Origin of the sequence: Bacteroides timonensis, from assembly GCF_000513195.1 — a bacterium.
GTDB lineage: Bacteria > Bacteroidota > Bacteroidia > Bacteroidales > Bacteroidaceae > Bacteroides > Bacteroides timonensis.
Genome location: NZ_CBVI010000042.1, coordinates 1 through 12,684, shown reverse-complemented (window position 1 = coordinate 12,684; position 12,684 = coordinate 1). Strand labels below are relative to the sequence as shown.

The window sequence follows — 12,684 nt, the reverse complement described above, 5'->3', positions numbered from 1 at the left end:
AAAAGTAGTGATCAACTGTAACTTTCCATATACTTAACCGTCATTATTAATAGAGATGCAAGAAATCAGTTTTCGGAATGACATTCTCCCTCTGAAAGACAAACTCTTTCGGTTGGCTCTCCGGATTACTTTCGACAGAGCAGAGGCAGAAGACGTTGTGCAGGAAACACTGATAAGAGTCTGGAACAAACGTGATGAGTGGACGCAATTCGGTTCTATCGAGGCTTATTGCCTGACAGTGGCAAAGAACCTGGCAATAGACCGTAGCGAAAGAAAAGACGCTCAGACCGTGGAACTGACACCTGAAATGGAACAGACTTCCGGAGCATCCAACCCTTACGATCACTTGGTGGATAAAGAGCAAATGACACTCATCCATCGTCTGGTCAATGAACTCCCCGATAAACAAAGGCTGATCATGCAGCTTCGGGATATAGAGGGTAAGAGTTATAAAGAAATCGCGGTCGTCCTGCATTTGACGGAGGAACAGGTAAAAGTGAACCTCTTCAGGGCGAGGCAAAAAGTAAAACAACGGTATTTAGATATAGATGGTTATGGACTGTAAATATATAGAACAACTTTTAGAACGCTACTGGCAGTGTGAGACTTCCCTTGAGGAAGAAGCGCAATTGCGTGCTTTCTTTAACGGAAGCGACGTTCCGGAGCATTTGCTTCGCTACAAAGACTTGTTCGTATATCAGCAACTGCAACAAGAAGTGGGGTTGGGAGCAGATTTCGACGCCCGTGTGCTTGCAGAAGTGGAGACTCCGGTGGTAAAGGCAAAACGCTTGACGCTTACCGCACGTTTCGTTCCGCTGTTCAAGGCCGCCGCAGTAGTGGCAGTGGTACTTTCATTAGGGAATGTGATGCAACATTCATTCTATAGTGATGTAAAAGAAGTAGCCGCAGCCGATCCGATAGGTAAACAAATTACCGCACCTTCGGTAGCTCTCTCGGGAGACGTGACGATTACCCATGAACAACAGATTCTGGATAGTCTGCAACGGGTAGACAAGAAGGTGGAACTGAAGAAGTAACGTTTTCATTTGCTTTTAAGAATAACATTTTCATTTGCTTTAAACATAAATATAGTTAGTGTGCTTTATTAAAACAACAAATTGAGGCTGTGAAGTTTCAATTCTCTCAAATTCTTATAAAAACTAACTAAGATAGATGGGACGCCGCGAGATGCAGCGTCCCTTTTATGTATATATACTCTTCAAAGTTGAGGCGATTTATTAAAAACGAACCGGTAAGATGGTTATTATAGTAGGATTTTATATCTTTGTCCTGTTCGTAAACGTTTGTAAGCATGAAAGACCGGTACCTGCTTTTTGTAATCTCTTTGCTGTTCTGTTGCCTTCTGCAAGCGCAGGAGAAAATAGATTCTTTACTGGTGGTTCTGGACAGGACAATTGAAAACACCGTTCAATATGAGCAGGCCAGGCTGAAACGCATTGATCAGATCAAAGAATATTTCCGGACTCGTAAGAGTACTTCTCCTTCCGAGGAATACCAAATCAATCAACAACTTTTTGATGAATATGAAGCGTATATTTGCGATTCAGCAAGACATTATATCAATCGCAATATCGAGATTGCCCTTCAGCACAACAATCAAGATTGGCTGGATGAAGCCAAACTGAAGAAAGCAAGCATCTTGGGAAAGACAGGTCTGTATGCAGAAGGCGTGGCCTTGTTGAAGTCTATAGATAGCAAGCAACTTTCCAGAGAACAACTCATTGAATATTACATCACTTTTGAGGATATTTATCTCTATCATGCAGAGTATGCGATGGACGACGAATATCAGATTGAATATCTGAATAACCTGTATACCTACCGCGACTCTGTATTGCAGATGGTAGAAGAAGGGTCTTATCAGTATGTCATAGCTTATACTCCCGAACTTCTGCAACAAGGAAGAGGAGAGGAAGCCATTGAAATGTTGGAAGCCTATCAGCAAAAGCTTTCACCGGATACACGGGACTATGCAGTGGTGACCTCTATTCTAGCTTTTATCTATCAGAGTACGGGACAGCGGGAAAAGCAAAAAGAATATTTGATAAAGAGTGCAATTGCCGATATTCGTGGTGTGGTGAAAGAGAATAATTCCTTGCGTGCATTGGCGGAACTGCTATATGAAGAGGGACAATTGCAACGGGCGGATGTTTATATGAAGCGCAGTATGGAAGATGCCAATTTCTACAATGCCCGTCTCCGGAATGTGCAGGCTTCAAGGATGCTCCCGGTCATAGACCATGCCTATCAGGTGGAGAAACAGAAGCATCAGCAGGTGTTACAGATCTTCCTGGTTGTTACCAGTTTACTGACGCTGTTTCTGGCATGTGCGGTGTGGTATGTAATTCGTCAGGTGAAGAAGCTGGCCCGTGCGCGACAGGATTTGCTGGCTATGAATGAAGAGCTGAAACTTCTGAATGAAAGATTAATCGAAGTAAATCAGAGACAGCACGAAACGAATAATTCGCTGACGGAGGCTAATCATATTAAGGAGGAGTATGTCGGCCGGTTTATGGGGTTGTGCTCCACATACATTGATAAGTTGGAGGGATACCGCCGGATGCTTAACAAACAGGCTGCTTCGGGAAAGGTGGAGGAACTCTACAAAACGTTGAAATCGTCCCGTTTCATCGATGAGGAGCTGAAAGAATTCTATCAGAACTTCGATAATTCATTCCTTAGTATCTTCCCTGATTTCGTGAAACGCTTTAATGAGCTGTTACCGGAAGAAGAAAGAATTATTCCTAAACAGGATGAACGGCTGACAACGGAACTTCGTATATTCGCCCTGATTCGCTTGGGCATTACGGACAGTGCTAAGATTGCAGGGTTCCTGCGTTATTCCATTACTACTATTTATACCTATCGTTCCAAATTGAAGAATCGCTCTCTTTGCCGTGATAATTTTGAGGAAGAGGTGATGAAGATTGGGTCTTTTGCTGGTTAGTGAGGTGTGTTTTTCTTTGTTCTTATTTAGTTTTTTAACGCCTTTTATTTGCTTTATCTTGCTGATATATAATGTTTTGTTCCTTTTGTTAATCTAGATTTTCTTTAGTCCTCTTTTTCTTCCCCCTTCTTTTTACAGACATTTGCATTGTCGCCTCAACCTGTGGAGGTGAACAGAATGATTGCTAATCTAAAAACTAATAGTATGAATGTAAAAAGAACAAAGTTATGTTTGTGCCGGTCTCTTCTTCTTATGGCCGGATTACTTTTTGCAGTGGCATCCTTTGCCCAGGATTTAACCGTGAAAGGAAAAGTAACGGATACCACGGGCGAAACTGTAATCGGTGCCAACGTAACCGTGAAAGGTACAACTAATGGTATCATTACCGATATTGACGGTAACTACACTTTGTCGGGCGTGAAGCCTTCTTCCGTCCTTGTTTTCTCCTTTATTGGCTACAAAACACAAGAAATTCCCTGTAGTGGACGCAAAGAAATCAATGTAGTGCTGGCAGAAGACGCTCAGGCACTGGATGAAGTCGTTGTAGTGGGCTACGGTTCATTGAGCAAGAAAGAACTTTCCAGTTCCATTGTGCAGGTAGACAGATCGAAGTTCCTGCAAGGTTCCATGAACAATCCGATGGAGATGCTGACCGGTAAAGTAGCCGGTTTGACCGTAAACAATACAGCGGCAGCCAATCCGAATGCAAGTTCCTCCCTTCAGATTCGTGGTGCAACCTCTATTTCGGCATCCAATGACCCGTTAGTGGTAATTGATGGTGTGGCAGGTGGCGATATCCGCAACCTGGCAGCACAGGACATTGAGTCGATGACCGTACTGAAAGATGCCGCTTCCGCCGCTATCTACGGAACACGTGGTGCCAATGGTGTAATCCTGATTACTACCCGTAAGGGAGCCGGAGAAGCCGGACGCGCCCAAGTGACTTACGACAGCTGGTTCGGTGTGAACCTGGCAAAGAGTGGCCCGGATATCTTGAGCGCAGACGAATTCCGTCGTTCCCGCCGTGCAACGGACTATGGGTATTCTACTGATTGGTACGACCTGTTGCTGCGCGACTTCTCGTATGATAACAACCAATATCTTTCTATCGACGGCAGTACCAAGAACGGATATTATGGCGCTTCTTTCAATTATAAGAAAGCAACCGGTCTCGATCTGAACAGCAGCCGCGAAGAATTTGGCGGACGCTTTGTCCTGAACCAGCGTATGATGGATGGAATCGTAGAACTGAATGGTTCACTCAACGCCCGTCGCGTGAATGAAGTATGGGGTAACGACGGTATGTTCGATACTGCCCTGAGCATGAACCCTACCATGCCTTTGTATAACGAGGACGGAACTTACTTTCAGCCTACTTCTCCTACCGGAGCACGCAATCCGGTGCAGGAACTGAAAGAGATTGACAATAACGGACAGCGCGTTTACCTGTTGGGTACTGCTGAGGTAAAAGTCAACCTGATCCGTTCGGAAAAGCAAATGCTGAATACTTCATTGAGCTACTCTTTGCACTACAACGATCTGAAACAGCACTATTATACCCCTTCCACCGCCGGTGAATCATACTGGAACGGTTATAACGGACGTGCAGAAGTGACTTACCAGAAATGGTATACTTCCCGCCTGGAGTGGTTGGGTAACTACTCGCTGGATCTGGGGGACCACAACTTCAAGGCAATGGTAGGCTACAACTACGAGCAAACCACCTGGGAACGCCTGCAAGCCGGAAACAGTGACTTCAATTTCGATGATATTCTCTGGAATAATCTTGGAAGCGGTTCTTACCTTGCCAAAGGAAAAGCAAGCATGGGTACCGGTAAATCTCTTGCCAAACTGATCGGTGTCTTCGGACGTGTCAACTATAATTGGAAGAATCTGTTGATCGCTTCCGCCTCCATCCGCTACGAAGGTTCTACGAAATTCGGTGCAGATCATAAATGGGGTGCTTTCCCGTCTCTTTCCCTTGCCTGGGAAATGGCGAATATGGGTTTCCTGAAAGACCATCAAAACATCGTTCAGAGTTTGAAGCCCCGTGTTTCCTATGGTGTAACAGGTCGTTCGGACTTCGATTGCTACCAGTCATTGGCCACTTACGGCTCTCATAAAAATGCCCAGTTGAATGTTACGGATACCTATCTGATGGACGGTGCCTGGGTGACAGGTTATGCTCCTTCAGTGAATGCCAACTCTAAACTGGGCTGGGAGAAGAGTGTCAGTATGAACATTGGTGTTGACTTTGCCTTTTGGAACAGATTGCGCGGTTCTGTCGAATGGTTCGACCGCCAGTCACGCGACTTGCTCTACAACTATACGGCTCCGCAGCCTCCCTACATCTACTCCACAATTCTGGTAAACGTAGGAACCACCGTGAACCGTGGTATCGAAGTTTCTCTGGAAGGCGACGCTTTCAAAGGAACTCCCGTAGAATGGACAACGGGTATCAACTACTCTTACGGCACTACGAAACTGGATAAACTCTCCAACAGCCTGTACAAAGCTTCTTATGTGGAACTGTATCAGAAGCCGGGTGTAGGTACGAGCGAATACTTCTTCCGTGTGGAAGAGGGCAGCAAGATCGGCCAGTTCTATGGCTACGAGTATGCCGGTGTAGAGAATGGCGATATGATGATTTATACCGATGAAGGCGAAAAGGTTCCCGTGTCCAAGGCGGATGTGAAGTACAAACGCTATATAGGCAATGGTACACCGACCTCTTATCTCTCCTGGAGCAATACGATCCGTTATAAGAATTTCGACCTGAGCCTGATGTTCAACGGTGCTTTCGGTTTTGAGATCTTCAATATGCGTCGTTACGGAATGGGGCTGAAAGGTTGCGGTACGGACAATGTGCTGCGCGATGCTTATGGAAAAGATGCGGATATTACAACCGGTGGCGGTGTGATCTCTTCCTTCTTCCTTGAAAAGGGCGATTACTTTAAGCTGGATAACCTGACTCTGGGATATACCATCACCCCGAAAGAAAACAAGTTCATCAAAGGTATGAGAGTTTATCTGACAGCTAAGAATCTGTTTACGCTGACCGGTTATTCCGGTAACGATCCCTCAGCCGTTGCCATCAACGGACTGACTCCGGGTGTAGATACAAACAGCGCCTATCCTTCGGCTACCCAGTTGAGCGTAGGCTTGAATATCCGTTTCAAATAGAAGGACTATTGGCTTTAACTCCTAAGCCCGCTTGCGGGCTGATAAATCCTCTAACTCCTTTATTATTTTAATTAAATACAGAAAAGAATTATGAAATATCTGAAATATAAATGTCTGTTGGCAATCATTCTGGGTTGTTCATTGAGCGGTTGCTTCGACCTTACGGAAGAAGTGTTCGACCGTGTAGACTCCGGCGTCTATTATCAGGACGAGAATAGTGTGAAGAGTGCGGTAGCTACTATTTATTCCACAGGTGCTACCAGTTATGCCGAATACTTCTGGTACATGCAGGAATTTCCTGCCGATCAGGTGACCTGGCGTGTATGGAATGGCGGTCAGTGGGGATATGATGAAGGTGAAAAGTTTATCTTCTCCATTCAGAACTGGACTCCCGATGCCAAGATTATCCGTAGCGCCTGGGAAAATGCATGGACTACTATCGGCCTGTGTAACACTTTATTGGCTGATATGGGGAAATTAACTTCTGCTGACCTGAAGATGACCGATGAGAAACTGAAAGCTTATGAAGGTGAAGTACGTACACTCCGTGCCTGGGCTTATTACAATATCTTCGAAATCTGGGGTGGTGCATTGCCGCTGAATATTGAACCGGCCACCGTAGACGGTGAATTGCCACCCACTGCCGACCCGGACTTCGATACAAGTTGCAAGAAGATTTATAACTTCATTGCTACCGAGCTGGATGATTGCTACGAAGGAATGGTCGAAAATCAGGTGAACCGCATGAACAAGGCCGTGAACCGTATGATCAAGGCCCGCCTGTTGCTGAATGCCGAAGTGTTCATCAAAGAAAGCCACTATACCGAATGTGCCGAATTGTGCCGCGAAATAATCAGCGGTAAATATGGAAAATATGAATTGGCAAAGGATTACCGCGATATTTACTCTATCAATAATACGGAATGTCCCGAAGTCATCATGGCTTTTGCCTGCGAAGACGGTAAACTGAATATGGGATGGATGCGCATGACTTTCTATCCTTATAATATCTGGGATTATTTCGGAGGCACTTACAGTCAGAGTGGTTGGAACTGTACTTGTCTGGTTCCTTCGTATGACAATGCGGGAACGGTAAATGAATTGGGAGGTACACAGGGAGCTACCTGCTTCCTCGATGCGGCTTACGGTGATAAATTGGGTGCAGTCTACGAACGCTTCGACGACCGCGACATTCGTAAAAAGAACTATAATTATGATAAGAAGAACGGCTACAGCGGTATCTTCCTGAAAGGTACCATAAAAGCCAACTATGGTAAGGGTGAGGCCTTGAAAGCCGATGCCGACCGTGACGGACAAGACTTGGCGTATGTGGATCAGGTAGGTACGTTCATGAATCTGGGACGCAACTTGGAAACCGTCATGTCACCGCGTTGGGGTGAAACGAACTCCGGCCTCCGTCTGGTGAAATACCCGGTATATCCTACTTCCGCAGCCATCGACTTTCAGAACATTGACGAAGTGGAATTCCGCCTGAGCGAAGTGTACTATATGCTGGCAGAGTGCGAAATGCGTGCCGGACAAGCCGACAAGGCCAAAGAACTGGTGAACGAAGTACGTAAACGTTATTTCAGTGCCGGCGACTGGGCAGACGTGAAAGATAAACCGGGCCGTGGCTTCACCGCTTTCGATATGGACTGGATGTTGAGTCAGTGGGGTGTTGAGTTCCTGAATGAAGGTCGCCGTCGCCGTACAGACCTGCGTCGTTTCGACAAATTCACGCAAGGCCAGTGGTGGTTCTTCGGCCGTGCCACGGACAATGGTCAACTTTATCCTGCCAAGCGTGATCGTAAATATGAGTGGTATCCGTTGCCTGCTTCTGCATTGCTTGTCAATCAAGGACTGATACAGAACCCGAATTATAAATAACTCAAAAACAGAAAATCCATGAAAAAGATAATTTATTGGCTGTTTATGTTGCCGTTGTTTGCTCTGCTCAACGGGTGCGACGATACAGATACGATTATATTCGATGACGAACTACCTCAGTTCGAAATCAAGGCGAACGCCATATTGCTGGAAGTCATCATGCCGAAAGGCAGTACTGCCGATGACGAATACTACATTGTGGGCGACTTTAACGGAGGAGCCGAAGCAGCTGTAGGTAATCTGGAATGGCAGTTGGAGAAAGCTACCGGTAGCGAATCCAAGTGGGGAATCTATCTGCTACCTTCCACGTTTAAAGATGGAAAGACACTGGCAGACGGCTTCTACTTTGTATCGGCCTCGAAAGGTGAAGAACGTTCGGTGAAGAATGAAGCTGTGGTGCATCGGTTGGATGTAAAGGTGGGAACCCGTACCAATGTATGGGTAGACCGCTGGGAGGCTTACTTTAATACGGAAGAAGAAGGACATGATGGCTTTGTGGTTTATGTGGCTGATAAGTCCGGTTGGGATAATCTGTACCTGTATGGTTGGGCTGGCGATGGTGATGTGACGCCTGCTTGGCCGGGACTTTCGGTGAAAGGTACGGAAGTCATCAATGGGGTCACTTATAAGTACTTCGATATGGGGAAATCTCTGGATGGCTATGAAGGGTTGAATCTGATATTCAATAATGTGGATGTGCAGGTGAACGGTCCGGCGGTGACGCTCAACAGAAACTACTACTTCCGCATTACCGATAAAGGCTTTGAAGAGATAGATCCGGAAGCAAGCTATTGCATCTATGTAGACGACCAGTCCGGTTGGGGAGATCTGGCACTTTACATTTCCGGGGCAGGTGATAACAATGAAGACTGGCCGGGACTTGAACCTGCCGGAACAAAGGAAATCAACGGAGTGGTTTATAAATACTTTGAAACTGATGTGGAACTGATGAATCAGAGTCTGAAGCTGACATTTAATAACAACAAACAGGAAGACGATCCGGGACTCGTGCTGTCTTTCGTTAAGAATATCACTTTCAGCCGCGATTTCTATTTCAGCATTACTCCTGAGAAGTGTGAGGAGATAGATCCCGCAAATTACGGTACGCACTATTCTCTTTATGTGGAAGATAATACCGGTTGGGGTGCGTTGGCACTTTACAGCTATGGAGATGTGGAACTTGGTGGCGGCTGGCCCGGCATACAGGTGTCGGAGACGAAAGAAATCAACGGTACGACGTATAAGTGTTTCCATCTGACACCGGATTGTACAAATAAGAATGTCAATCTGATATTCAATAATAACAATGGTGGAAGTCAGTTGAATGACTATAACCTGACGATAGATCGTGATTACTACCTCCGCATCTCGGAAGCGGGTTGTAGTGAAATAAAAGATTGTACCGTATATGTACAGGATAACTCCGGTTGGGATGCTTTGGCGCTCTATGGCTGGGGCGACGCTGCAATTGGTGACAGTTGGCCGGGCATACAAGTAACCGGAACGAGGGAAATCAATGGCGTTACTTATAAGTACTTTGATTTATCGGAGCACGTTGGTAAGTATTCGAATTTGATTTTCAATAACAATGGAGGCGGACAGCAAATAGAAGATGGCGGGCTGTATACAGCATTGATAGGAGATATCTACTTCTCCATCACAGCTACTTCTTATGAAAAACTGCCCAAGCCCTAAGATGCTTTGAGTTTCAAGGCGGGAAACCGTTTGTTTCATGCCTTGAAACAAGTAGTTTCATTATTTGAAACTCTCTGTTTTACACCGAGAAACTCTTAGTTTCATTGCTTGAAACTAAAAGTTCCACCAGCTGAAATATAAGCTGAAACACTTTTATCAGATAATTAATAGGTATAACATTATAGATATGAGACTAAAAGATATCCTTAAGATTTTGTGCTCCAGCCTTTTGCTGTTGAGCTTTACCGGATGCAGTTCGGATGATGATCCTGATATGCCGCCTCCCGCAGATGACGTTACTACAGACGGAATGGTGATTTATGAAGCCAATCCGGCACTCTTCGGTGAAACGCAGGCGCTGAATGGACTGACTGCCCAACTGCCGCGTATCAAAAAGCTGGAAGCCAATGTCCTTTGGCTCATGCCCATTTTCCAGCAAGGTGAAAAGAATGCTGTCGGTTCTCCGTATTGTGTGAAAGACTATCGGGCTATTAATCCTGCCTATGGAACACTGTCCGATCTGAAAGCATTAGTCACGAAGGCCCATGCCGAAGGTATGTTGGTCATCCTAGACTGGGTAGCCAATCATACCGCCTGGGACCATGCCTGGACTACGGAACATAAGGACTGGTATACGCAGGACGCCAACGGTAATATTGTTTCTCCCCCGGGAATGGGTTGGGACGATGTGGCTGATTTGAATTATGACAACACTGCCATGCGTGCCGCCATGCAGGAGGCTATGCTTTACTGGCTGATCGAAGCGGATGTAGACGGATTCCGTTGCGACCATGCCGAAGGTGTGCCCAATGACTTCTGGAAGGAAACTATCACGAAGCTTCGTGCCGCCAAAAGTACCTTGCTGATACTGGCCGAAGGTTCACAAACCGCACTCTACGATGCAGGCTTTGATATGCTGTATGCCTGGAACTTCGCTTATAAACTACAGGATGTATATGCAGGAAGCGCTTCTGTGGCTAATCTGTATGATACACATCGCAGTGAGCTTGCTTCGGTAACGGATAAACGGTTACTTATGCGTTATTCCACCAACCATGATATGGCTTCCGAAAAATCGCCCGTGCAGGCTTATCAAACCAAGGAAGGTGCTTTCTCAGCCTTTGTGGCCTCTATTTCTATGGGTGGCTGCCCAATGATTTATAGTTCGCAGGAACTGGCTTATGACAAGGCCCTCTCTTTCTTTGGCTATCAGGCGATGGACTGGGATTCTAATGCCGATTACCAGGCGGATTATACCAAACTGATGCAGTTGTACCGTAACTCTCCCGCTTTACAGAATGGAGAGATCAAACTTTATCAGACGAGTAAAGCGATATGCTCTTATCGTATTTCCAGTACGGAAAAGATACTGGTACTGATAAATACCAGTGGCAATCAGGAAAGATTGAATCTGCCTATGGAACGGGTAGGGGATAGTGCAAAGAATCTCTGGACCGGTGAAAGCACCGTATTGCCAAGGACGATTACGTTGGAGCCCTATCAATATTACATCTGGAAAATAGAAGGATAATATGAAGAAATATATATTTATTGTAAGCCTGCTGTGCCTGCTTACTGCCTGTACAGGTAAGCGGCAGGGCGAAGTGGTGGCGGAAGTTGCGGCATTGCCTGCTGTGGAAGATGTGGTGATGTATCAGGTCAATCCGCGTGTGTTTGCTCCTGAGAAGTCATTCAAGGCGGTGGAACGTCGCTTAGATTCCATTCAGGCATTGGGAATCAACGTGGTGTGGTTTATGCCGATCAATGAAGTGGGGCAGGAGAAATCAGTGAATTCCCCCTATTGTGTGAAGGACTATAAAGGAGTGAATCCGGAGTTCGGTACACTGGATGAGTTTAAGGCTTTGGTTGCCACTTGCCATCAGAAGGGGATGAATGTGATTATCGACTGGGTGGCCAATCATACTTCCTGGGACAATGCCTGGATTGCCAACAAAGAATGGTATACGCAGGATGAGGCCGGAAACATAATCTTTCCTGCCGGAACCGGTTGGAAGGATGTGGCTGATTTAAACTTTGATAATCAAGAGATGCGCCTGGCAATGATTGATGCTATGAAGTTCTGGGTGACCGAAATCGGTATTGATGGTTTCCGTTGCGATGCGGCGGACTTTGTTCCCTTTGACTTCTGGAAACAGGCGCTCGACTCTTTGCGTGCCATCCCCGAGCGTTCGTTGCTGATGCTGGCTGAAGGGAAAAGACGCGACCACTTTGATGCGGGTTTCGATATGAATTATTCCTGGGACTTTTTGGAGTCACTTCGCGAGGTATTCGTAAAAGATGCTCCGGCACAGGAACTGTTTGCTACGGATAAAGCGGAGTATGACACTATCCCCGTAGGAAAAGTGAAACTGCGTTTTACCACCAATCATGATGAGTCGGCAAAGATGTCGCCTACTAAAGAATTCGGAGATGTGCGCGGCTCTATGGCGGCTTTCGTACTGACTACTTATCTGCATGGAGGAGCGTTGATTTATGGTTCACAAGAGGCGGGGTATCCCGAAGCTATCAACTTCTTTACGTATGTTCCGGTGGATTGGACGGGGAACAGTGAACTGTATCAGGAATACTGTCGTCTGATGGCTCTTTACAACGAGTATCCGGCTATCCGTAAAGGGGGATTGAAGACATATCCACAACCCGATGTGCTGCTATTTGAAAAACAGGATGGTAAAGACCGCGTGTTGGTTGCTGTAAATGTACGTAATCGTGAAGTAAATGTGACGCTTCCGCAAGAGTGGAACGGACATCCAAGTAAAGATATGTATAGCGGAACAGAAGAGAAGCTGGAAGCAGAACTGCGTCTGTGCCCTTATCAGTATCGAATCTTTATCAATTGACAATTGACAGAAAATCAATAGCTACGCCGCTAAATTATCATTTAGTTGCCTATTATTATGTGAACTAATTACGAACACTTACTTATTAATTTA

Annotated in this window: 8 protein-coding genes; all 8 read left to right on the top strand. The window is 45.8% G+C overall.

Going from position 1 to position 12,684, the window contains the following annotated elements:
* Window positions 1-55 precede the first annotated feature (55 nt).
* The 8 genes from BN161_RS09560 to BN161_RS09525 all read left to right on the top strand — a co-directional run bounded on the left by BN161_RS09560 (window position 56) and on the right by BN161_RS09525 (window position 12,591).
* Window positions 56-565, top strand: a complete 510-nt coding sequence (locus tag BN161_RS09560; protein WP_044265332.1) for an RNA polymerase sigma factor — start codon at window positions 56-58, stop codon at window positions 563-565.
* The gene (locus BN161_RS09555) at window positions 555-1,037 is read left to right on the top strand and encodes a hypothetical protein (RefSeq protein ID WP_044265330.1); all 483 of its coding nucleotides are present in this window, start codon (window positions 555-557) and stop codon (window positions 1,035-1,037) included. Before BN161_RS09560 ends, BN161_RS09555 begins: the two co-directional genes overlap by 11 nt.
* Before the next feature lie 275 nt (window positions 1,038-1,312).
* The gene (locus BN161_RS09550; RefSeq protein ID WP_044265327.1) at window positions 1,313-2,968 is read left to right on the top strand and encodes a DUF6377 domain-containing protein; all 1,656 of its coding nucleotides are present in this window, start codon (window positions 1,313-1,315) and stop codon (window positions 2,966-2,968) included.
* A 204-nt stretch (window positions 2,969-3,172) separates the two neighbouring features.
* Entirely contained in the window at window positions 3,173-6,151 is a 2,979-nt protein-coding gene (locus BN161_RS09545; protein ID WP_044265325.1) for a SusC/RagA family TonB-linked outer membrane protein, read from the top strand.
* A 90-nt stretch (window positions 6,152-6,241) separates the two neighbouring features.
* Complete coding sequence (locus tag BN161_RS09540; RefSeq protein WP_007210937.1) at window positions 6,242-8,038, top strand: RagB/SusD family nutrient uptake outer membrane protein; 1,797 nt, start codon at window positions 6,242-6,244, stop codon at window positions 8,036-8,038.
* Window positions 8,039-8,056: 18 nt separating this feature from the next.
* Window positions 8,057-9,733, top strand: a complete 1,677-nt coding sequence (locus BN161_RS09535) for a starch-binding protein (RefSeq protein WP_044265322.1) — start codon at window positions 8,057-8,059, stop codon at window positions 9,731-9,733.
* Between the two features lie 187 nt (window positions 9,734-9,920).
* The gene (locus BN161_RS09530; RefSeq protein ID WP_044265321.1) at window positions 9,921-11,264 is read left to right on the top strand and encodes an alpha-amylase family glycosyl hydrolase; all 1,344 of its coding nucleotides are present in this window, start codon (window positions 9,921-9,923) and stop codon (window positions 11,262-11,264) included.
* 1 nt (window position 11,265) lies between these two features.
* Window positions 11,266-12,591: an alpha-amylase family glycosyl hydrolase gene (locus tag BN161_RS09525; RefSeq protein WP_044265320.1), complete on the top strand. Its 1,326-nt coding sequence runs from the start codon at window positions 11,266-11,268 to the stop codon at window positions 12,589-12,591.
* Window positions 12,592-12,684 lie beyond the last annotated feature (93 nt).